General features: G+C 37.4%; 17 protein-coding genes. 7 read left to right on the plus strand and 10 right to left on the minus strand.

Annotated elements, in window-relative coordinates; genetic code table 11:
* Positions 1-15: 15 nt before the first annotated feature.
* Complete coding sequence (gene ssb, locus GX497_13570; GenBank protein ID HHY74223.1) at positions 16-378, minus strand: single-stranded DNA-binding protein; 363 nt, start codon at positions 376-378, stop codon at positions 16-18.
* A gap of 425 nt (positions 379-803) precedes the next feature.
* Between ssb and GX497_13575 the strand changes: the two genes are divergently transcribed.
* Positions 804-1,286, plus strand: a complete 483-nt coding sequence (locus tag GX497_13575; GenBank protein ID HHY74224.1) for a hypothetical protein — start codon at positions 804-806, stop codon at positions 1,284-1,286.
* A 266-nt stretch (positions 1,287-1,552) separates the two neighbouring features.
* Here the strand turns inward: GX497_13575 and GX497_13580 are convergent, their stop codons facing one another.
* The 7 genes from GX497_13580 to sat all read right to left on the minus strand — a co-directional run bounded on the left by GX497_13580 (position 1,553) and on the right by sat (position 10,947).
* Entirely contained in the window at positions 1,553-1,984 is a 432-nt protein-coding gene (locus tag GX497_13580; GenBank protein HHY74225.1) for a hypothetical protein, read from the minus strand.
* Between the two features lie 205 nt (positions 1,985-2,189).
* A complete protein-coding gene (dprA, locus tag GX497_13585; GenBank protein ID HHY74226.1) occupies positions 2,190-3,269 on the minus strand; it encodes a DNA-protecting protein DprA in 1,080 nt (359 codons plus the stop codon).
* On the minus strand, positions 3,270-4,808 hold the full coding sequence (locus tag GX497_13590) for a YifB family Mg chelatase-like AAA ATPase (protein HHY74227.1): 1,539 nt from the start codon (positions 4,806-4,808) through the stop codon (positions 3,270-3,272).
* Between the two features lie 210 nt (positions 4,809-5,018).
* A complete protein-coding gene (locus tag GX497_13595; protein HHY74228.1) occupies positions 5,019-6,809 on the minus strand; it encodes an S-layer protein in 1,791 nt (596 codons plus the stop codon).
* Between the two features lie 40 nt (positions 6,810-6,849).
* Complete coding sequence (locus GX497_13600) at positions 6,850-8,856, minus strand: PDZ domain-containing protein (GenBank protein HHY74229.1); 2,007 nt, start codon at positions 8,854-8,856, stop codon at positions 6,850-6,852.
* 303 nt (positions 8,857-9,159) lie between these two features.
* Positions 9,160-9,759, minus strand: coding sequence for an adenylyl-sulfate kinase (gene cysC / locus GX497_13605; GenBank protein ID HHY74230.1), 600 nt, complete (start codon positions 9,757-9,759; stop codon positions 9,160-9,162).
* Between the two features lie 3 nt (positions 9,760-9,762).
* On the minus strand, positions 9,763-10,947 hold the full coding sequence (gene sat, locus GX497_13610; protein ID HHY74231.1) for a sulfate adenylyltransferase: 1,185 nt from the start codon (positions 10,945-10,947) through the stop codon (positions 9,763-9,765).
* A 443-nt stretch (positions 10,948-11,390) separates the two neighbouring features.
* On the opposite strand from sat, the gene secA2 reads away from it, so the two are divergent.
* The 3 genes from secA2 to GX497_13625 all read left to right on the plus strand — a co-directional run bounded on the left by secA2 (position 11,391) and on the right by GX497_13625 (position 16,759).
* Positions 11,391-13,778 carry an accessory Sec system translocase SecA2 gene (gene secA2 / locus GX497_13615; GenBank protein HHY74232.1) on the plus strand — a complete coding sequence of 796 codons (2,388 nt, stop codon included), beginning with the start codon at positions 11,391-11,393 and terminating at the stop codon, positions 13,776-13,778.
* Between the two features lie 29 nt (positions 13,779-13,807).
* Complete coding sequence (locus GX497_13620; GenBank protein HHY74233.1) at positions 13,808-14,731, plus strand: accessory Sec system S-layer assembly protein; 924 nt, start codon at positions 13,808-13,810, stop codon at positions 14,729-14,731.
* A 135-nt stretch (positions 14,732-14,866) separates the two neighbouring features.
* A complete protein-coding gene (locus GX497_13625; GenBank protein ID HHY74234.1) occupies positions 14,867-16,759 on the plus strand; it encodes an FAD-dependent oxidoreductase in 1,893 nt (630 codons plus the stop codon).
* Here the strand turns inward: GX497_13625 and GX497_13630 are convergent.
* Positions 16,648-17,700: a hypothetical protein gene (locus GX497_13630; protein HHY74235.1), complete on the minus strand. Its 1,053-nt coding sequence runs from the start codon at positions 17,698-17,700 to the stop codon at positions 16,648-16,650. The two genes, GX497_13625 and GX497_13630, sit on opposite strands and share 112 nt — an antisense overlap.
* A 185-nt stretch (positions 17,701-17,885) precedes the next feature.
* Here GX497_13630 and GX497_13635 point away from each other — a divergent pair, with 185 nt between their 5' ends.
* The 3 genes from GX497_13635 to GX497_13645 are packed head-to-tail and all read left to right on the plus strand — an operon-like array spanning position 17,886 to position 21,797.
* Positions 17,886-19,412, plus strand: a complete 1,527-nt coding sequence (locus tag GX497_13635) for a hypothetical protein (protein ID HHY74236.1) — start codon at positions 17,886-17,888, stop codon at positions 19,410-19,412.
* Positions 19,409-21,418, plus strand: coding sequence for a SpoIIE family protein phosphatase (locus tag GX497_13640; protein HHY74237.1), 2,010 nt, complete (start codon positions 19,409-19,411; stop codon positions 21,416-21,418). The genes GX497_13635 and GX497_13640 overlap by 4 nt, the downstream gene beginning before the upstream one ends.
* A 22-nt stretch (positions 21,419-21,440) precedes the next feature.
* Positions 21,441-21,797, plus strand: coding sequence for an STAS domain-containing protein (locus GX497_13645; protein ID HHY74238.1), 357 nt, complete (start codon positions 21,441-21,443; stop codon positions 21,795-21,797).
* A gap of 154 nt (positions 21,798-21,951) precedes the next feature.
* On the opposite strand, the gene GX497_13650 is transcribed toward GX497_13645, so the two are convergent.
* Positions 21,952-24,627, minus strand: coding sequence for a YbhB/YbcL family Raf kinase inhibitor-like protein (locus GX497_13650; protein HHY74239.1), 2,676 nt, complete (start codon positions 24,625-24,627; stop codon positions 21,952-21,954).
* Positions 24,628-24,643: the final 16 nt, after the last annotated feature.

A 24,643-nucleotide genomic window follows, 5' to 3' on the forward strand; every position in this document is an offset into this window, starting at 1 on the left:
TTTTTTGCACAAAATTTATCCATCCACCTTTTCAGCCACGGGAGCTTGGTTCATATTATTTTTCAATGTAATAAACCTTACTCTGTCAGCGACAACTTCAGTTACATAAATCCGCTTTCCTTCGTTATTATCATAATACCTTGATTGGAGGCGGCCTATTATGCCGATTAATGACCCTTTTAAACAATAATTTGCTAGATTTTCTGCTGATTTGCGCCAAATATGACAATTTACAAAGTCCGTATCATACTCCCCCTTCGCGTTTTTAAAATTACGATTTACAGCAATTGTAAACTTCGCGACTGCAATTCCGTCAGCAGTATAACGCAATTCTGGATCCTTTGTTATTCTGCCAACTAATGTTACTTGGTTAATCATAGCTCATCACGCCTTCACATTTATTTTATTAAAGTAGAGATTTGGGGATGTTCTTTCTTTGAACCTCATCCTCATCAAAATAAAGAATCGCGGGCATTGATTCTTATATTGGGGGGCTACAACATTTTGTAAGAATAAGAAAGAAAGACCATATAGAGGCTTTTCTTACTACTAAAATACAAACTTATTCAATTTCATGCAAATCGGCAAAATTAAAAATCCCGAACAAAAACGCTCTCGGATTTTTTAAATTGTCCTAAAGTAATTTTGAAAATCTTAAGTGAAAATTAATAAAAAAATGCTCTTTACCTAATTTTAAATTTTTTTCAAACAAACAATACGGTTGATTGGACACCGATAAAAAATTGTTGCAACGTGTTATAATAATGATTAGACTAGATTGTACACTAAAGGAGGACGATGCTTTGAAATCATTCCGACTTTGCAAGTTAATGGTTTTCGTTGAAGAGCATAATCAAATGACTAAGCATGAAATTCCACTAAACGATGGATTAATCATTAATAAAGAAAATACGGATGACCATTGGTTAATTGAGGGACTTATTCAAAAAGATCTTTTTCAATTTTTCAATACTTTACAAGCTAACAATGAACTCATGATTGCCGAGGCAACCATTACGAGCATAGATAATCCTCCGGTATCTTTTGTTGCCAAAGTAAGTGAAATTAAATTTTTAAAGGATCAGCTCCAGCTTCTTTTAGACAGTAAAAGGCTCATCCGAAAAGACACTATCTCTGAAATTATTCTTAAAGATTTAATTAACAAAGGACTATCAGGAGAACAATTATTAAACGAATTTAAACGAATAAAAAAAGAACGTGGAAATGAGTTCCAATTAATCGTTGAAAATGACATAAAAATAATGAAGGAAAAGAATATTTTTTGATATTTTGGCGAAACAAAAGACTGACTCAAAACAAACGGATAAACCCTTTGTTTTAAGTCAGCCTCTTTGGGAATTATTTCAAAATTATTGGAGCAGCAGATCCTTCTGAATTGTCATCTTTTTTCTCGTCTATCTTAATAATGATATACGGTCTGCTATCCTCTACCCCTTTTTTCAAATAAATAAGAGATTTTCTTTCATGGATATATGAAACCGAGTTCCGCCTTTTTTCTTTCATAACTATAGTAGACACTCCTCTTGTATTACTATTTATTATTTTCTAGATAAAATAACGGTGCTAAATATTTAATTAAATAAAGCGCTTCCTCATGATCATAATTTTCTTGACCTTCCGTTATATACTCAATGAAACCATCTATAACTAGGGAAAGTTGCTCAAATGTTAGTGCTTCTTGATTTTGTCTAAAAATGGTCATTAACTCTTTTATCGTAGCCGTATTTCTACTTTGAGATTTGGAAAAACAAAAAACTAAGGCAATTTGCAGACTTGAATAGGAGGACTTAGTAATATAAATGGTATTTTGTTTGTGGCAGTCTTTGTTTAACCTTTTTAAAATGTTTAATGATTTTTTAATTAAACTTTTTGCTGTTAGCTGCTTAGAAATTGGTGATTGGTCTTTCTCTTCAACGATAATATTAATTTTTTGTCCCTTATTATGCAGCATCGTATTTTGCATATTTGCCGCTCCCTTCAATATTTTTAAATATATAGCAAGATGAAGAGCTTCATCCTGCTATATATAACGCTTGGGGATGGTGGCATTTCGTGATTCCGAGGCGAGTTAGGATGCACGAAATGCGCGAGGATATATATGTAATGAGAGCGGATAGGCCTGGTGATGGTTTTATACCAAACCTAGCACTCTTCTTACAAACTATTAATTATTTTAACAAAATAAACTCACCGTAAATTTTTACTTTTCCTTTTAGTTCCAATTTAAAAATAAGTTCTTCAAAATTTACTTGTGAAATGTTAAGAAGTTTCTGTACCTCCACTATTTGTCTTGGTACCTGCTCTAAAATCGATAAGAGTTTTATTTCATTAGGAAGAAGAAAGTCTTCTTTCTGTATTTTTGGAGCAGAAGTTTCTCCCAATCCTTTAAGCGAATGGATTCCTAAATAAGGCTTCGCTATTGTTTCTAAAAGTTTGTTTGAACCCATCCCGCTTGGATTATCAATCCGATTTGGAACCGCGAAAATTTCCCTATTATACTTATGGGCAAATTTTGCAGTTGTTAATGCACCACTTCTTTCACCAGCTTCAATGATAATCAATTGCTCTGCCCAAGCGCTAATGAGAGCATTTCGTTCCAAAAAATACTTAGGATATGCAATTGTTCCTGGCGGATATTTTGAAAGGATTGCTCCATTGTCAATCATTGATTCATAGAGAATGCGGTGTTCAGCTGGGTAGCATAAATCAACACCATTTGCTAAAAAGGCAATCGTGTATCCACCATTTTTTATAGCTGTTGTATGGGCATAGCCATCAATCCCTTTTGCCATTCCACTTATGATTGCCACATTTTTATTTGAAATCTCGGCGGCGATTTGTTGTGTTATTTTTTTCCCATATGCTGAACATCTTCTTGAGCCGACAATGGCAACTGAGGTTTGTGTTTGTTTTAATGCCCCCTTAACATAGAGAACAATAGGAGATTCCGGGCATGGTCTAGCAAGCATAGAATAATTCGGGTGATCTATCGTAACAATTGAAATATTTTTCTTAGCGCATACCTCATTGATTCGTTTTGCTTTTTCAAGAGAACGATTTTGAGAAATTGATTCAACAGCACGGGAACTACCCACGCGGGAGCCATGTTCTGTAAAGCAATTTTTCAACTCTTCTTCATTTAATAAATAGACATTTTCAGGAGTACCACAGGAGTCTAGTAATTTTTTTTGCAAAATTGGACCTACATAGGGCAACATTGAAAGCCATAACCAATATATTCGTTCCATTTACATCACCAAAAAGTCCCATTGTTCTTTCTCGATATCCCTTGACATCAAGCTATTGATTAAATCAATTTTGCGAATGGATGTTGAATGATCAAGATCAGCAAAGGTTCTCGCAATTTTCAGGAATTTATGCAATGTTCTAGCGCTATATTTAAACCTGTTGTATGCTTCTTTGATTAAAACTTCATTATCGCTATCCAATTGACAATATTTTTTTATAAGTGCTGCTGTCAGATCCGCATTACAATTTATTTCAGGGTCATTTTTATATCTGTTTCTTTGGATTTCTCGTGCATTTTCAACTTTTTCCTTTAATTGGGCAGACGTTACTTTACTATATTTTTCATCAAAAAAATTTACTAAAGAAACATGCTTCTGTATATCAATTCGATCTAAAATAGGGCCAGATAACTTCTTTCGGTATTTATGAATCTCATAATCTGTACAACGGCATTTTTCCGTTCCATAATAACCACATGGACAGGGGTTCATCGCGGCAACAAGCATAAAATTAGAAGGATATGTATTTGTATTATTAACTCTTGTAATTGTAACCTCACAATCTTCAAGCGGCTGTCGCAACGAATCTAATGTGTGCCGATTAAATTCAGCAATTTCATCTAAAAATAATACACCATTATGTGAAAGAGAGACTTCGCCGGGGGTAGCATGGTGACTTCCACCAATTAGGGCTTGTTGAGAGATACTATGGTGCGGGGCACGAAATGGGCGGTTGACAATCAGACTTCCCTTGAATTTCAATAGATTGGCTACGCTGTAAATTTTCGTAACATCAAGAGCCTCCGCTTCTGTCATTGTTGGCAGAATGGAAGGAATTCTTTTGGCAAGCATTGATTTGCCGCAGCCTGGTGGACCTGAAAGAAGAATATTATGATTTCCCGCGGCTGCTGCAGTGATATATTTTATAAGCTGCTCATGTCCTTTTACATCTGAAAAGTCAAGTTTTTCATATGTGGTAGGCTGGTGAATTTGGGTGGATTTCTTTTCAGGCTTGAGGGAGCGGTTTCCTTCAAGCAGTGCTACTGCATCTTGTAAAGTGTCTACACTATAAATATTGATTTCATTGACAAGGAGAGCTTCCTCTACATTTTCTTTTGGCACGATTACATGGCGAATTCCTTCATTTTTCGCTCTTATAACCATTGGCAAAACACCTGTAGAAGGACGTAATTCAGCATTTAGTGAAAGTTCACCAATGAAACCGAATAACCTTAAGCAATCTTGGTCAACTTTCATTTGATTTGATCGTGCTAAAATCCCAATAGCCATTGCTAAGTCAAAATGTGTACCTCTCTTTTTCATATCAGATGGAGCAAGATTGATGACAAGTTTAAACATTGGAAATTCAAAACCAGCTGTCTTAATTGCGGATACAAGTCTTTCTTTCGCTTCTTTAACAGCAGCATCTCCAAGCCCGACAATGGATACCGACGGAAGTCCGTGAATAATATCCGTTTCAACCTCTACGACATGGCCGTCGACGCCTGAGATACTAAAGCTAAAAACTGTTGATGCCATTACATTCGAACACCTCACTATACTAAATCACGTTGTATAAAATTTGCGTCTTTTTGAGATTTTTTAAAATGTCATGGGGTAAAAAAACAGAAGTTGGATTTTTCAGTTTATTTGAAGTATAACTAGTTCTTAGTTAAAGTAAAATGATTTTTATCACACTATGGTTTTTTTTGACTAATTGTGTTGATTTTGTGACAAAAAAAGAGATCATTAATTAATGATCTCTGCTAAATCACCCTTTTCACCATGGGAATAAATATAAGCTTCCTCATAATTAGGGTGGTCAGATTTAATTTTGTACCATGTCCCATCACTTCTCTTTAGTTCGTCCAACACAATCATGACTACTCCAGCGTAGCGATGCTCATAGATGAGGCTGTCTTTCGTACTTGGGCCAATGCGAACATTTAATGATGGCACCTTGCTAATAGCTAAACGATAATGGTTCCAGTCAGCCTTTCCTAAATAAAGATCGGCGCGATACATATAACCGGCAATTTTTTGGCCCCAGTATGGGTCTGATGCATAAAATAAAGTAACTCCTGCTCCTTTATGTCCTAAAAATGAACCGTTATAAAAACTGCGTTCTCCTGGTGTTAAATAATTATCTCTTACATATTTAGCCGCATATAAAATACAATCTTCAAAACTTGCAAACTCCATTGCTGAATTATAAGCATCAGCATCAATTGCCCGAATGCCATATAAATTATATTTCTCTGTTGCTATTTTACTAGTGCCCCATGAGCTTTCGTGAATCGCATGGGCCAGTAAGTATAAGGCATTTACACCTGTTTCTCGCTCTGCTTCCTTAAAAACTGCACCTAATCCAATCAGTGGTGAATTAGGGCTTTGAGATGCTATAAAGCGATCAAGCTCTGTTGCTGAATAGCTTGTCTCCGAAAGCAGCGGCAAATTATTAAAATATTGATCATACGTGCCTTTTGTGAAGTTTTTCCCATCAAAGCTATAGTCCATTTCCCCTTCTTTTAAAAATCTTGGTGCTGGACCAAAAATATAACTTTCATATCTTCCATTTTGGACAACATAATGGCGTAAATGCCCATCTACTACTTTATAATAAGATCTATTTTCTACTTCATCCTCTGGCACGATATTAACATCATCTTTGTTTACATAGCCTTTGACGCCTGCAACCTCTACTTCAACCCGATTGCCAATCAACTCAAGAAACTTCATTTCCGTACCTACATTTACATACGTACGAACGCGTTTCATGCCAGCTTCATCATAAACATTTAAAAGCTTTGTTGCGATAACAATATGATTCTTATTCGAATCTAGCACTTTATTTGCTACTGAATCATTTTTGTTGTTAGCCTCTTCCGATTTTTGCTTATCTAATTCTTTCTGCAGTTGTTCTTGCTCTTCTTTTTGTTTTTCTAGCAGATTATACATCTTGTAAATGATTGCTGCTGTTTGGGCACGAGTAACGCTTTCTTTCGGTCGAAATGTGCCGTCTGTATAAATATCATCCATTATTCCATGTGATAGAACAGGTTGAATGTCATTTAAATACTTTATATCACTTGCATCATTAAAGTTTGGAGGTTGTGTGGTGCCTAGCGTTACCCCGTTTGAAGTCATCACCCTGCTTACCATCAAGGCAATTTCCTCACGGTTTAAAGTCTTATCTGGCATAAACTTGCCATCACCAACCCCATTGATGATGCCTGCTACGGCAGCATTATTAATTTCTACTACTAACGGATGGTTAATAGTATCTGTAAATAGATTTAGCTGTACAGTTGGTAAATGTAAAGCCCTGTTCAAAAAGGCAGCAAACTGCGCTCTCGTCACAATTTTTTCAGGAAAAAAGTTTCCTAACCCATCACCGTTCATAATTTTTAAGGATTCAAGTGAGCGCATCTCCGTTTCAAACTGATGCCCTGTAATATCATCATTTGCCGATACTTCGACACTTGTCAAGATTGTCAGCAAAAAAGCTGTCAATAAAGCTATAATCGTAAGTTTTTTCATATAAGCCTCCTTATTCGTGGGGTCTGGCATCACATAAAATCTATCCCGCTGCTTCTACTGAAAATTGTCCAGTGCTATTTTGAATTGCTTTTGTGCGTACGAGCGCCCGGTATAGAAATGTGGCAAATTCCCCTCTTGTGACAGTTTTTTCTGGAGAAAATGTTGTTTTCGTTGTGCCGCCAGCTAAGCCAGATTGATAGATTGTGAGAATATCAGCTTTAAAAGGTGATGAAGTCACATCAACAAATGGCATAGCTTCCAATGCCTCACTTCCCACCTTACCATCACCATCGGCTTGTAATTGGAAGGCACGCGCTAACAAGGCAGACATTTCTCCTCTTGTTAAAACATGTCCTGTTCCAAATTGCGTCTTTGACTTTCCTTCCATAATGCCAGCCTTTTTGACGGCTGCCACTGATGTGTAATAATACGCATTAGGTTTCACATCGGAAAATCCAGGATCCACGACAGCTTCCGTATCCAACCCAAGAATTCTAGCAAAAAAAACAGCTGCCTGCTCTCTCGTTACATTTGCGAACGGCCCAAACCGCTTCTCTCCAATTCCCTTCAAAAGGCCTTCGTTATACAATACATTTGCGGAATCCGCAAAAAAATCTCCAGTTTTTATATCGGAAAATATTGCCTGTCCTTCCTCCTTTTTCTCCATTTTATCAGATGTTTTAAAAGAAAGGACATAGTCTTTTTTGCCTGAATCTATTTTTAATAGATAGCTAGAATTAGAATCCAATTGATTTTTGGGAATAATAGTAAACCGATTCAATGCTACTGGCACCACATCCACTTCTACATTTTTTCCTGATAATTTAAATAACGAAATTCGCTCTTCCAAGTCGTTAGGCGTTAAAGCCCGATCTAATGTAAGCGTGATTTCCACATTTCGTGGAACGGCACGATTATATTTTTCTCCTGCTACGATGGACACATCATCATTTGCAAGCAGCATATCACGATGAGCGGTTTTAAGCTCATCACCAGTTTCAGTTTCAATATCTGGTGATATACCAACTCCGTCAATCACTTTGCCATCTGGGGTATAAAACTGTGCCACTGTCATTTTGAAAAAGTTACCGCTCGAAAGCTCAAAAACTGACTGGGCTACCCCTTTGCCATAGGTCGTTTGACCATAAAGCTTCGCTCCGTTTTGATCTTGAATTGCCCCCGCCAAAATTTCGGAAGCACTAGCGCTTTCAGCATTAATTAGTAACGAGATTGGACCATTAAGCTGCGGATTTTGTTTATTTGTCATAAACGCCTTTTTCTCAAGGTCCCGACCTTCAACAATTAAGGCAATCTCAACGTTTGGGAAAAAACCAGCAACATCTTGGGCTGCGTCTAAATAACCGCCCCCATCATCGCGGATATCAATAATCCAGCCTCCGACATCACCAACACTTTTCATTGCCTTTTTCATTTCCGCAACGGAATTCTCATTAAAGCTATTTAAACGAATATAACCAATATTACCGCCAAGCCAAGCAGACTCTACTGTTGGCGCTATTTCTGTTTTCGCACGCTTAATAGGAATGCTGAGCGTTTCATTCGTATTTGGTCTCAAAACTTTCAAACTTGCAATTGTACCAGGACTTCCTAACAAAAATTCCTGTGCTTCTTCAATGGTTTTCCCTGTCAAACTCGTACCATTTACTCCAATGATAATGTCTCCTAATTGCAAACCAGAATGAATCGCCGCACCTGTTTCAAATAAGTGAACAACCTTAACCCCCTGTTCGTGCTCTTCTCCAATAATACCGATACCAACGTAATTCATATCGATGAAGTATAAAAAATCCTCAAATTCCTGTTTTGTAAAATATGTCGTATATGGGTCTAGTTTTTCAAGAATTTCATCAATTGTTGGCTTGTCCAAAATCTCTTGGCTAACCGGCTTATAATAGCCTTCCTGCAAAAGCTCACGGATTTCATCGATATCATCTGCCAAAACAATCGTTTGAATTTGAAATACTAGTACAATAGTAAAAATAAATAAAGTCCAAAATTTTCTTTTCTTTAAAAATAAAGTTTGCATTCGTTTGACTTCCTCTCAAATTTTGACATTATCAATATATTCTATAATATTACCATTAAAAGCAAAAAAACTCTGTAAAAACGTTAATGAAATTTAGTTATATTTTTATGAATTTTTTAAAGTACGCTTTACTCCCTTTTATACTGAATAACGGACATATGGTTCGTTATTTAAGGAAAAATACGAAAAAATGCTGCTCCCATAACAAAATAACGGAACATATGTCCCTTACTTTTAAAAAATGCCGATTTTTATTAAAATAGCGGAACCAATGTCCGATTCGTTCTTCAATAACAGAATTACTTACTCGATATATCCCTTTTCCTGTAAAAAGTGCAAAACTCTTGCAACGGACTCCTTTAGTGACTCCTTGTCTGTTTCTACTACTAATTCTGGCGCCTGCGGTACCTCATATGGAGCATCTATTCCTGTAAAGCCTTTTATTTCGCTGTTTCTCGCCTTCTTGTATAATCCCTTCGGATCTCGCTTTTCACATTCCTCTAAAGTGCATTTTACATAAATCTCCACAAACTCCCCGTTTTCGACGAGCGCCCGTACGATGTCACGGTCCTCCTGATACGGTGAAATAAAAGCCGTCAACGTCAAGACACCGGCATCAACAAACAACTTCGATACTTCACCAATGCGGCGAATATTCTCGGTCCGATCCACAGGAGAAAAACCAAGATTACGATTTAAACCATGCCGTATATTATCGCCATCCAAAACATAAGTACGTATGCCACGCTTGTGCAATTCTTTTTCTACAGCTACTGAAAGTGTTGATTTTCCAGCACCAGATAAACCGGTAAACCAAAGAATTGCACTTTTATGTCCATTTAAGCTACGGCGATCGGCCTTCGTAATTTGCGCTTGATGCCAAACAATATTTTGCGATTTCACACTTCAGACCTCCTGGCGCATTCCGCGAATTAACACTTCGGCAACCTCTGGGCGTGAGAACTCTGCTGGGGGCTTTTCTCCACTCCGTAGCATTTCCCTTACCTTTGTACCGCTTAGTTGAACATGGTCCTCTTTTCCATGTGGACATGTTTTTGAGGTGCCCATGTTGCCGCATTTTTTACAAAAAAAACTATGTTCATATTTTAATATTTCAATGCCGATGTCATCCTTTGAAAATTGTTCAAAAATTTGCTGGGCATCATATGTTCCATAATAATCGCCAACACCAGCATGGTCTCGACCAACGATGAAATGGGTGCAGCCATAATTTTTGCGGACTAATGCATGCAAAATCGCTTCACGCGGGCCAGCATAACGCATCGCTGCTGGGTAAATAATTAACCTCGTACGGTCTTTCGGATAATATTTATCAAGAATCACTTCGTAGCTTTCCATTCGAATCGCCGCTGAAATATCATCGCTTTTCGTTTCGCCAACAAGCGGATTCAACAGTAAGCCATCAACGATTTCCAACGCACTTTTTTGAATATATTCATGAGCACGATGGACTGGATTTCTTGTTTGGAAGCCAACAACCGTCCTCCAGTCCAATTCGCGAAACAACTGGCGCGTTTCCCTCGGATCCAAATAAAAACGCTGAAACGGCTCATGCGAAGGACGATTTAGCAAGATAATTGGCCCCGCCAAATATACATCACCATTTTCATAAAGCCTCCTCACCCCAGGATGGGCTTCATCAGTTGTGCCATAAACATACTTCGCTTCTAGTTCCTTATCATAAAAAAATTTTTCCTTCAACTGTAAAACACCATAAATGACCCCATCGCCTCCTTTTAAAGCGATATTGGAGCCCTCCTCGAAACGAGCAGCTTCATCCACCGATATTGGCAGCGTAATCGGTATACTCCAAACGATTCCATTTGCAAGCCGCATATGCTCCAAAACATTTTTATAATCCCGCTTGCCAAGAAAGCCATTTAACGGACTAAAGCCACCAATCGCAATTAATTCAAGGTCTGAAATGCTCCAATCTGATATCGTTAACGACGGCATTTTCTTAGCCCTTGTCAACAGCTCATTCCTTCGTTCACCTGTAGCAACGCTATTTATTAATTCACCGCCATGTGGTGAAATCGACCATCTGTAAAGCTTCGCTTCTGTAACCATCATATACCTCCTGCTTTTTTTATTAACATGAGATAGTAGTAGGCTATGACAAATAGGCTAAAACGGAGCTTGTCAGCCGCAAAAAATTCAATAAAGGCTGAGTAGCTCATTTCTAATAGCCCGCTGACACCGCACGATAATATCCAATATACGGCAATCGGACAATAAATTATTTTTTCGGACAATAACAGCGTCTGCTGGGACAATAAAAAAGCAATCTGGACAATAACGCACTCACACTGGACAATAAAAAAGCAAAATAGGGCGAAAGACCTTTTGAAAATGACAAAATGACAATTGATGTTTTTCTTTTTGTACTTTGTTATACTATTAAGGTAGAATTTTGACAGAATAGAATCAACCACTTCACTTTTTAATAAATTTAGAAAGTTTTTGCCATAATGAATACATAAAAGCTTTTATTTGTAAAAGGAGAGAAATGCATGCTAAATGCAATTAAAAAAATCATCGGTGATGACCAACAACGAAAGCTAAAAAAATACTATAAGCTCGTTGACGAAATCAATGCATTAGAGCCAGAAGTTGAAAAGCTTTCTGACGAACAATTAAAAAATAAAACGGCTCAATTTAAACAAGAGTTAGCGGATGGAAAGACGATTTTCGATATTCAAGTAGAAGCATTTGCAGTTGTCCGTGAAGCATCGAAACGGGTGCTAGGGATGCGCCATTTTGATGTGCAGCTAATTGGCGGACTTGCTCTAACAGAAGGCAATATTGCGGAAATGGCAACTGGTGAAGGTAAAACTTTAGTTGGCTCGCTACCGGCATACCTTCGTGCTCTTGAAGGAAAAGGTGTGCATATTATTACAGTAAATGATTACTTAGCAAAGCGGGACCGTGACTTGATTGGAAAAATCCATGAATTTCTTGGTCTAACAGTAGGTTTAAATGTTCCGATGATGGAGCCTGATCAAAAGAAGGATGCCTACATGGCAGATATTACATATGGCATTGGTACCGAATTCGGCTTTGACTTTTTACGCGACAACATGGTGCAGGATATAAGCCAGCGCGTTCAACGCCCTTATCATTATGCCATTATTGATGAAATTGACAGTGTCTTAATTGACGAAGCTAAGACGCCACTTATTATTGCTGGCAAAATGGAAGCTGCCGCAAATCTCCATAATATTTGTGCACGTCTTGCCAAGCGTTTTAAACGTGATGTTGATTATACATTTGATGATGAAACAAAAGCAACAAATTTAACGGATGAAGGAATTAACCAAGTTGAACGTGCTTTTGGTGTCGATAACCTTTATGATTTAGAACACCAAACATTATATCACTATACAATCCAAGCCCTGCGCGCACATGTCATGTTCCAAAGAGATGTTGATTATATTGTCCAAGATGGATTGATTATGCTCGTTGATATGTTCACAGGACGAGTGATGGAAGGGCGAACACTTAGCGACGGCTTACACCAAGCCCTTGAAGCAAAAGAAGGACTTGAAATCACTGATGAAAATAAATCGCAGGCTTCAATCACGGTTCAGAACTACTTCCGAATGTACCCAATCCTTTCAGGAATGACTGGTACAGCGAAAACTGAGGAAAAAGAATTCAATAACACTTACAATATGGAAGTTGTTCCAATTCCAACGAATAGGCCTGTTATCCGTGTTGATATGGAAGAACGTGTATTTGCCACAAAACACGATAAATACGTAGCAATGGCGCAAGAAATTAAAGAACGCCATGAAAAAGGACAGCCAATACTAGTTGGAACAACATCGATTATCCAATCTGAAAAAATTGGCGAATACTTAAAGAAGGAAAACCTACCTTGTGAAATCTTAAATGCAAAAACAGTCGAACAAGAGGTGCGCCTCATCTCATTGGCAGGTCAAAAAGGACATATTACAATTGCTACAAATATGGCTGGTCGCGGAACAGACATCCTGCTTGGCGAAGGCGTTGCTGAACTTGGTGGATTGCACATTCTTGGTACGGAAAAACATGAAAGCCGCCGGATTGATAACCAATTGCGCGGACGTGCTGGACGCCAAGGTGACCCAGGTTCATCACAATTTTTCATCTCAATTGAAGATGAATTATTCCGTCGTTTCGCGAGTGATGAAATTGAAAAATTAAAACCAAAACTGCAAACCGATGAAACAGGGCTAATTTTAAATAAAAACATCCATGAATTAGTAGAGCGAACACAACGCATTTGCGAAGGCAGCAATTACGCTATTCGTGAATACAACTTAAAACTCGACGACATCGTCAATGACCAACGTAAAGTAATATATAACTTGCGTGACAAAGCTCTTGAAGAGGAAGACGTACTGCCACTAGTACTTGAAATGATTCCAAGATATTGCCATTTCCTTGTTGACAAATATTGTGACAAAGAACTTGTACCTGAAGAATGGCCATTAGATAGACTCATACATGAATTAAACCAATTAGTCGTCCAACCAAAAATTCAACTTGCTGCTGAGGTTGAAGAGATTGGGGAGGTCCATGCAGCAGTCGCCCAAGCGGTAGAACACTATTTGGAAAACCTAGAAAAATTAAGAGACACCAGTAACCTGCAGCAAGTGTTACGTCCTATCCTTATAATGATTATTGATAAGCACTGGGTCAATCACCTAGAAAGAATGACACGTATAAAAGAAGGAATAGGAATGCGTCACTATCAGCAAGAAGATCCACTTCGTCTATACCAAAACGAGGGCCTTGAAGTTTTCCAAAACACGTATTCATTGATTGACCGTGATTCCAGCGCCCAACTAGCTCGCATTGTCACACCATTACTAGAAGAACTTGATGGGGAAAATGCCGAAAAACAAGATATGTAACCCAAAACTAATATGGGGAGGATTTTATCATGCTATCTTTTTTTAAAAGAAAGAAAAACGCAGATGAAGAAATAAAAAGCACTGGTAGCGAAAATGCAGTGTCTGCAAAGGATTTGTTAAACATGGAAGATATCGGGGAAGCTGGCGACGATGCAAAAGAAGTTTACACTGAACTTTCCATTCATCCGGATTGGAGTATTCCACAAGAGCAAGAGAATGTCTTTCGCTTTTTGAATAATGAGCTTTCACCGCTTAAACCTAATGAGATTTCGTTAAGCGGCATTGAGATTGTGAATAATAATGAAGAAGTTGTCTGTACGGCGTTCGTACGCAGCAGTCTTAATCAAACAATCGAACTTGGAACGACAATGCTACTGTTAGTTGGTGAAAATGAAGTTTACGGACGTAAACAATTCAATCTTGCGGAGATTGGTCATTTACCGCCACAATGCAGCCGTCCATTTCAATTTGTATTTGAGCAAAAGGACCTTTACAAGCCGATTGCAGACATTGAAACAGAGGTTTGGGGACTAGCCTTCGATCTTCGCGAGCAAGAAGAACATACATTAGATCTTGCTGAGAGCTGGGAAAAGACGTTAGCAGATGAAGATAAGGAAAAGTTGCGGAGTATGGTTGAGTCAATTACACCGCCAAAACCAGGCGAAATTCAATTTGTTGGTATCCAATCAAAGTTTATAGATGGTGAAAAATTGCAAGTTTCGATTTTAATCCAAAATGGAACAGAGCAAAATATTAAATTGCAGCAATTGCCATTAGTTGTTGAAGATGCAAGTGGCGAAATCGTTGCAGGGGGCGGCTTCATGATGGATGACTTTGAAATCAAAGCAAATACAAGCAAACCTTGGAACTTCGTCTTCCCGCCTTCACTATTGACAAAAGATCCAAGTAAAATCGACTTATCAAAATGGAGAGCCTATCCACCGCAACAATAATTTAGCGGATAGCGGGACTTCCAATAGTTGAGAAATTGACTATTGAGAGTCCCTTTTTTTGTTCATCAAAAATGTCTATAAAAACTGAAACGGGCCATACTATCAGTATAAATACTTAACACCAAGGATGGACAAATGAGAATTAATATTACCGTTTTTTTACTCATCCTATTCTCCAATTCTAGTAGCATTGCGCCGTTTCATAATCCCGTAAATTTAATCCAAACATTAACTGCTGTAACTACTAACGAATATGATGTTGTTATTGTCGGCAGCGAACCAGAAGGAATTATGGCCGCAGTTGCTGCAGCACGGGAAGGGCAAAAAACATTGCTTGTAGACAAAAAAACAATCGTAGGCGGCCTTTACACGCTTGGAAAGCTAAACATGATTGATATTAACTGGGCACCTGCTAAGGCTGAAGCTAAAGCAAAGGAAAGCATAAATAAGGGGCTTTTCCTAGAGTTTTTCGAAAAAATAAATAACCGTACTTCCTTTGATGTAAAACAAGCACAGCTTGTTTTTGAGGAAATGCTTCATAATGAAGAAAATATAACTGTACAGCTCGGTGCCCAAAGCATCGAGCCACTGATGGTAAACAAACATGTAGAAGCACTACATTATAAAAATGAAAATGGAGTAGTTAAGAAAGTCGTCGGAAAACAATACATCGATGCCACGCCCAATGCGGATTTTGCCCAGCTTGCTGGTGCTAATTTTACAATAGGTCAGGAAGACTTCCGCAATAAACAAAAAATGATGGCGGTAACGCTTGTATTCGAGTTGTCAGGGATTCATTGGGAAAGGGTGCAAGATTACCTTAATAATGATGAAGATGCCTATACAGGGGCTGATGATTTTTCTGCTTGGGGTTATGGAAAGGAAATGGAACAGTACGTGCCAACCCAAAAAAATGTGCGAATCCGTGCCTTGAATATTGGGAAACAAAATAATGGTCATGTGCTCATCAACGCTTTTCAAATTCTTGGCGTCAACGGTCTAAGCGCCGCAGAACTGCAAGAAGCAAAAAAAATCGCCGTTAGCGAGCTGCCAAGGGTTATTAACTTTTTGCGCGGAAATCTTATTGGATTTGAAAACGTAAAATCCGTTGGCATTGCGGATGAATTTTATGTTAGGGAAACGCGTCATCTTGATGCTGAATACATGTTAACGGTTGATGATGTCCTTGAAACTCGAGACTTCAATGACAGGATTGCTTTTGGGAGCTATCCAGTCGACATTCAGGCAACGATGATGGATGAAGGCGATATAATCGTCGGAAAGCCGATTCAATATGCCATTCCTTTTAGGAGCATCGTTCCAAAGGGATTTGATAACCTACTTGTAGCCAGTAGAAGCGCAGGCTATAAATCGTTAGCCCATGGAAGTGCAAGAACTGTACCAGTCGGAATGACAGTTGGACAAGCCGCCGGAATTGCGGCAGCCTATGCTAATCAAGAAAGGGTTGATTTTCAAAAGCTGGTTGATAACGAGGGACTGCCGCATATACGGAACATTCAAGCAAAATTAAATCGAAATGGTGCAAACTTATACCCAATGCCACAATATGAAAATCCAATTGTAAACCATTGGGCCTATGAAGGTGTAAAATTTTTGCGCGGTCACGGACTCATCGAAGCGGGCTATGACAATGAATACGAAATGGATAAAACTCTTTCAAGAGAAAAGTTCATCAAATACATTCAGCAGATTGCGCAATTTTCAAGGCTCACCGCCCCGATAGACTTCCCATTTCCCGAAGATGACCAGCCTATTAAAAAAGAGGAATTCATCCGTTTCTTCCATGCAAACGCAGTACCACTTGACTCCCTATCATCAAGCACATTGGAACGCTTACAAAATCAAGCAACCATCACAAGAGCAATAGCTTGTATGGCAATAAAGGAATTTTTTGATTATTTCACACATAATTCTTTAAGCTCTTCCTCTAGTACAAAAGCCATTTCGCGCGAACGAGAGCTGACACTGGCGATAGATGCATCATACAGTTCGGCAGTTGCTTTTTGAGTCCGACGATAAACAGGGAATACTTTATCAACTAATAAATAGTGTAAGGCTGCTGCATATATTTTTTCATTTTTAATTAATGGTTGCTTTTTATGATAATACTTTTGCCATAAAGTGCTACCCGCTTTGATCACGGATTCAGGCATATCTTCACTTTGGACTTTTTCTTCCAATAGATTCACAACCGCTGCTGCTTGGGCACTAACGCAAGCGTGCGGCTCAGCCTCTACGGAATCAAGCTCGCGGTCAGACATGAATAAATCAACAAGGTCCAAGAAACGCTCTTGTAAAAATTCCGATGCAGCACTAGCTTCTGCTGCACTATCTGTAAATTTCCAGCACAAAAACTGCTCAACCTTATCCGCCATTTCATCCTCAAACGATAAAACAGACGTAAAAAAGGTTGACACATCAGCTGTAAACGGAACAATATATCCAACCAAGAGCGCTCCTTGTTTCGGAATCTCCATCAGTTCATCAATAATCTTAATATCTTTCAACTCTTTTGAAAAAATATCATGGACAACAAGGTCTCTTCCCTCAATACCCACTACTTTAACAACGGATGGCGTTTTTCCAATCCATGAGCGAACAATTTCTTGTACAACTGGACGCAAATTTAAAATATATGAAACACAAAATTGTTCAAGCGCCGTTTTGCCGCTTAAAACTTTACTAGTAAATAATGTCCATACACCTACAAAGAAACAAAAGGATTCTTTCATACTCTCTGGAGGATTGTATTTACTTTTATTTTTTTGAACAGCATAAGAGAATTCAGTATATGAAAAAGCATGTCGAAGAAGCTCGGATTGAACAGAAACTACTTCCCGCTCAAGAATAGCTTGAATGGCATTGTCGCTTCCCTTCGACGCGCAGCACTTCTTATATTTTTTCCCACTGCCGCAAGTGCACGGGTCATTTCTTTTAATATCATGCATAGAAAAATAGTCTCCTTTCAAAACAAAACAAACAAAAAGACAAAGTTTGACAAAATCCTCACTTACTATATTATACCTAATCTATTTAATTTTAGTAGATTTAACGGTTTCTATCAATGAATTTATTGAAAACGCATTATATTCCATATATTATAGTTCTAAAGTCTCAGCAAAGGAAGGCAATTATGAAGGAAGATAAGAAGTTTTCATTATATTTGAATGGTAATTGGCCAGCTTTAGCTGATTTGTTGAAGTCTGAACTACAGTACTGTGCGGACATTGGCGATAGCATTCAATTAGCATGCGTGATAAGCGATTATGGCTGTTGTCAAATTCAATTAGGAAATCAATTTGAAGCCCATATTATTTATCAATTTCTTAAAGACAATGAGCATTGTGGCACAGCACAAGTACAACAATATACAATAAAAGAGCAAGCTTTTGTTTATCGTTTTTTAGCATTGTATTCATTGTTCACGGAAGACGATTTCAAACAAGCCAACGTATATTACGAAAAGTCGATGGCGGCCTACTTACTACTTGACGAAGCGGAAGATGAAGCAATCATGCTCATTGAAGCTTATCGTTGGCTTTATTGTTTAGTAGCTGATCAAGAAAAAAAATCCTATATCAATGATCGACTCGAATTAATATGCAAACCACTAGTAGACAGAATTGAATTTGAATTTACCTTCCATGGGAATCATCACGAAATGGCAAACGAATTTTATAATTACATTTGTTTTTTTACAAAAAATGAGCTACATCCACATCCAGTCATTGCTTTGCATCACGATTTTTTTAAAGCTTTACAACTAAAAAACAAAGAGAATGCCATTAAAATTATGTACTCCTTGCTTGCAAAGACGAAACAATATAAACACCCACTACTAAAGGCATGGACCTATTTTCTTGCTGATATGATACTTGAACAACCGACTAGTGACACAATTGTACCGTTTTCCGAAAACACAGAGGCCGCCAAACTTTCATTTCAGCTTTTTAAAGAGTTTACAATAAAATACAAGCAAAAACAATTAACAGAAATTAACTGGAAACGAAAAAAAGCAGAAGAATTGCTCATTTATCTATTAATTCAACCTAATTTACAGGTGGACAAAGACTTATTATTGGAGGATTTTTACCCAGAAGACGATAACAAAAAAGCAGCAAATCGACTTTACGTAATCATCCATTCCATTAACAAGCAATTTTTGGAGTTAACTGCTATAAACGAACCAATCATTTCGACAAAAGGCGGCAAAGTACGTTTAAATTTGAATATCATTGAAGACGTTGATATTCAAGCCTATTTAAAGCTTTATTCAGTTGGGAGACAACTTTGGTTTGTTGATCGTGAGGAAGCAGCGAACTTATTTGAAAAAGCGCGCAAGCTATATGACAATCAATTTGTTACAAACATTCTCTATACAAATTGGCTTTATCAATTTCGATTCTATTTAAAAGAAAAACAAATCGACTTGTTACAAAAGCTTTATTCATATCAAAAAAACATTGAAATCAAAGAAGAACTGTTACGCGAATTAATAGACTGTGACCCATTAAATGAGAACACCACTAGAGAAAAACTATTATTTTTGCATTCACAAGGGCGTTTCCTTGAGGCAAAACTATTTTACGAAAAACAAAAAGAGCTTTTTAGAGAAGAATTAGGATTGGAATTTAATTTCGAGGCGGATGTGGGGCAATGAACTGGAAAATCAAGATTATTTTATTCTATACACTTGTTGGGTTTGCAGGCGTTGGGTTTGTTGAATTTCATAATCTTTTTATATTAGAAATTTCATGGAAAGATATTTTAATATATAATTTACCTTTTGTTTTGCTTCAAAATCTTATTTTTATAATCGTTTATTACCTATACACAATCAAAAAAATTGGATATATTTTCCGAAATGAACAACAGGAAAGCAGACAGCTTACGGAATCTGAAAAGAAAAAACAGTTTGAAGAGCTTGTCTCCTTTCCTGGAACACTATTTAAATTTTCCATTGTATTTATGATTGGTTTAGCTTTGTCTTATCATCTTTATGAGATTGTTTTTATTTATAAGATTACAAAAGAGTTTGTCTTCAATTTGTTCTTTAATTTATTACGAGAAATAGCAATAGGGATGGTAATTACATTAATGATTGTGGCTGCTCTCCGAAAAATAATAAGACCGTACATTTTACAAATGGGGATTTCAACCATTGCAAACGTACATCTTTCATTAAGCAAAAAAATTTACAGCATCTTTTTTTCAATTTTGTTCATTTTTGTAGCGGATATTACCTGGCTTGTTCTTTATATGGAAGGGACCGTGGAATCACAGATAATCAAAGGCCTCATAACAGTTTGTTTGTTAAGCATTTTTGCAGTTGTTGTCATACGTCTAACAATCTTGGATTCTATTAACTATATCCAAACCATTGCACAAACGATTACAACTACAGAGAAAGATGAGCAAAAGTTGCTGCAATCCTTTATTCCAATTACTTCAAGTGATGAGATTGCTTTTCTAATCGGCAAATTTAACAAGCAGCAAGCTAAACTACAACAATTATATAAGGAATTGGAGGGTGAGTTGAAATTTGCCTCAACCGTTCAACAAAACTTATTACCAAAGCAAAATGTAACGATAGCCGGTTATATGATTGAGGGTTTATCGCTTCCTGTAAAAGAAGTTGGCGGCGATTTTTTTGATATAATTAAAATAACCGAAAAAAAGATGATTATTTTAATTGGCGATGTTTCAGGGAAGGGGGTTCCCGCTGCCTTATTAATGTCAGCTACTTTAGGGGTTATCCGCAGTAAAACACAAACTGATGTTATTTCCCCAGCAAGATTATTAAATGAAATGAATCATTTACTTGTGCCAATGCTTTCTGACGGCATGTATATAACGATTGGGATAGGGTTCATTGATATTGAGAAAAACCTATTTACATATGCAAGTGCTGGACATGTTCCGCCATTAATAAAAGAAAAGAATCGGCTAGAATTTGTTGAAATCTCTTCTTTGCCATTAGGGTTAGACGAAGATGAAACATATGAGGAATTTACTCTGTCTTTAAATGCGCTTGATGGCGTAATTCTTTTTACAGATGGAATGGTTGAACAAATGAATGAGCAGCAAGAAATATTTGGCTTTGAACGGTTTTATCAGCTTTTTTCCAGCGAGTGGAATCCTGAAATAAAGTCATACATGTCACAAATTGATGATTTTTGCGGAAAATATAAACGAAATGATGACATGACAATTGTACGGCTGAAAAAAACAAATCCCTGTAGGGAGTCTTTTTTGATGAAGAAAATTCAATTAATAAATATAAAGATTGCAAGTGAATTAGGCGAAGAAAAAAAAGTACTCAAACAGCTTGATGAACAATTAGCAAACTACTCATTTTTAAAAGAGGATTGTGATGAATTTAAAGCGGCATTAGCGGAAGTTTGTATTAATGCGATTGAGCATGGAAATCAGGAAGACAAACAAAAACTAGTCCATGTGATTGTATCACTAGAAGACAATGTTATCGAGGGCAAAATATTCGATTATGGAACAGGGTTTATTTGTGGAGAAAAGAAAAAAGACGAACGAGGCTGGGGGTTGCAAATTGTTCAACAATTTGTAGATAGTTGGACAATGTATCAAGAGCTTGGCATACATTCACAGTTTTGTGTACAGTTTGAAAAACGTTTGCGAACTTTAGAATAAGCTTGTTAAAGGGGTGTAATAAATGGAAGAAGAATTAGAAATAATAATGCCTGACAAAGAAAACAATGACGTATCGTTTCTTCAGCTTACTGGGGATCTTACAAGAGCTTCTGGTGAAAGACTATTGAAATATTATCCATGGGAACAAGGGCTTCCAAATGGGCGAAATATTCTTGTTATTAATTTTACAAACGTGAATTATATCAATAGTGCTGGAATTGCTTATTTGTTTCGTGTCTGCAAGCTTTTACATAAAAACAATGTTTTGATTCGTACATTTGGGCTTGAATATCATTATGAAAAAATGTTTCATATCGTGGGATTAACGAAATATATGAAATTTTACCCAAGTGAATGGGCGGCGGTTGAGGATTTGTAAGTGGGGCAAGTGAAATAGCTTACCTTACTTGGTAGGTTTTTTTGTGTTAATTCTATAAAAATACGAAAGGAGAATCAATCATTTCCAATAAATGACCAACTCTCCTTTTGCTAATTACAATCTTTAAAGAGACAGTAAACCTAGCTCATTCAAATCAAGGAGAACTACTAACATTGATAGTTGTTGTAGATTCTAACTCAACATCAGCAACATAAACAATAATTTCAACAACTTCGTCATCATATTCCTCTGCTTCATAGGTTGCCGTTACAGTGTATAAACCAGGTGTCCCAATACTTTCTATAACACTCACAATATTAATGTAACCATTTTCTGCATCATCCCAAAATCTAAAATCATTATAAATGAACCCTGGAAAATACCATAATCCACTTATTGGTTGTCCTGTCGTATCCTTTACTTCGATATTAAATGTAAACTGCTTGCTGTCAATTGATATCGTATCGGGTGATGTCAGGCTTACTGTACTAGCTGTTCTATCAACCTCTGGACCAAATGTACCATAGATCCAACCCATACCAATGACAATGCCATCATTATATGCTTCTTGTATAGCTTCGAAGCTTTCCCGTGGTGTCGCATTATCTGAAAGGTCAAATTTTTCAATATTTAAAGCCAGGACTCCTAACGTATATACATGTTGGATAGGCGGCTGAGGTCCACCGTAGCCTGTCATATTTTTATTATAATCTGGGGGTTCAGGAAAATCATTTTTCATTTCAATACCTACCATTCCTGCTTTTCCCGATAATCCTTCTTCAATACTTGTTACGTTTGCTGGAATATCTTTCACAATCCAATGGACAAAATTATCTGCATCATTATCAGTGAAAAGAATCATATAGGACTTTGCATCGTCTACTTTTGTCCATGAAACTGGTAAGCTAACATTTCCCCCATCCAGACTATATTTCTCAGGAATGCCTTCTCCATCCTCAAATGCAGTTGTTACTTCAATTGTTGTTAATGGATCGTATGAAAATGAAAAGCTCCAAGTTGTTTTATCGTTTATGCCAGCAAATTCATTTCCAGCCTTATCCTTGAATGCACCTTTATCAATTGTTACATAAACTTTTGAATCCCAATCATCTGATTCATCTTCATCTTCTTCATCAAGGCTGGCAGCCATTACTTCAAACTCTGGACCTGCTGACGCTACCCCGATATCATCCTCAGAATTGTCCTTTAAATAATTCCATAGCTTAATTGTAACAACCGAACCAGCTACCTTTACATAGTCACTTTTCACTGGTATTTTTATAGCATCAACAGCCCATTCTTCCTCGATAGGATTGATGACAATATTTTTATTATCTACAGCTACAACATCTTCACTAAAAGTGATGACTAAATCCTTCAAAATCGAAACATTTTTAGCTCCATTTGCTGGCGATAATGATTTGATTGTCGGTGCAGTTTTATCAGTTGGTGTGCTTGAATCTCCGCCACCATCCGTAGAGCCACCGCCTCCACCACCGCCGCCTGTAGAACGATAAGTAGTTGGACCTACACCACTATTTGGTGGATTTGCATATGATGAATCATTCGCATGTTTACCCCCGGCTTTTTCAATAACACCCGCTCCCAGAACCTTAACAACTGCTTCAACTATTAAGGAAACAACTTTCGCATCCTTCGCTAGATTGATAATCGCACCAATAGCACCTGCAGCTACTTTTAAGTCATTTATCACTCCACGTGGTACTTCTAAAGCAATATTAACTGCTAAAATTTCAACTGATTCAAATTCCCCGATTAAAGTGACCTTTGAATCCTTAGGTAAAGCTTCAGATAAAGTGACTGCCTTAAATGCTGCACTAGCTGCACCAATCTGTTCCAACTTAGCACTTGACTGCAGTGTTACTTCTTGGACAGTTGTTTTTCCTGAAGCAACGATACGGACAGTGCCGTCAGCTTTATTAACGATAACAGTAAGAAGAACTGTGTCTTCAAAATGAATACTGTTTTCTCCCCCACCGTTAACATATGTTTTTCCCTTTACTGTTACGCCTTTTAGGAAAACCTCGCCATTTCCAACTTCTTTAGCAATTGTTAAATTACCTTCAATCACCATATTTTTTAATGTTACACCTGAAGCAGTAACTTCTACATTTCCTTTGATTGTTTCCGTTCCTTCTTCTGGCCCATATGTTCCAGCATTGTTATACACATTTTTCTTCTCTTCAATGTTGCTTTCAACTTTTCCTTCCAACGCCCGTTTTAAAATAACAACAGCTTCAGCCCTTGTTGTGTTTTTCAATGGGTTAAAAGTGCCATCACTATAACCATTCATAAGCCCTTTGTTGACAATTCCACCAATGATACCAGCACTCCATTGTGGAATAGCATCTTTGTCCTTAAACTGATTAACACCTGTTGCATCAGTTCCCACATTCAACAGACGGGATAAAATAGCCGCTACTTCTTGGCGGTTAATATTATTTTTTGGTTTAATAGTACCATCCTGGTACCCTCCAATATAGCCTGCGGCTTTTGCCTTCAGCACCTCATTGTAATACCAGTCATTTTGGGAAACATCATTAAACCCACTTTCACTAGATTCAGTGAAAGCAAATGCACGATTGACTAGTACAATAAATTCTGCCCTAGAAATCGATGCATCTGGCTTAAAGCTACCATCCTTATAACCGCCAATTAAACCTTGCTCAACCCACTCATTAATCTCTTTTTCGGCCCAATGACCTCTTGTGTCTGGTGCGGCAAGTGCCGATGTACCAAAAAATGACACAATGATTGTTAGAGCCATTGCTACTGATAAAACCTTTTTAAACCGACTCCTAACTCCCATTAAGACTCTCCTCCTG

The organism is Bacillus sp. (in: firmicutes), assembly GCA_012842745.1.
Lineage (GTDB): Bacteria > Bacillota > Bacilli > Bacillales > Bacillaceae_J > Schinkia.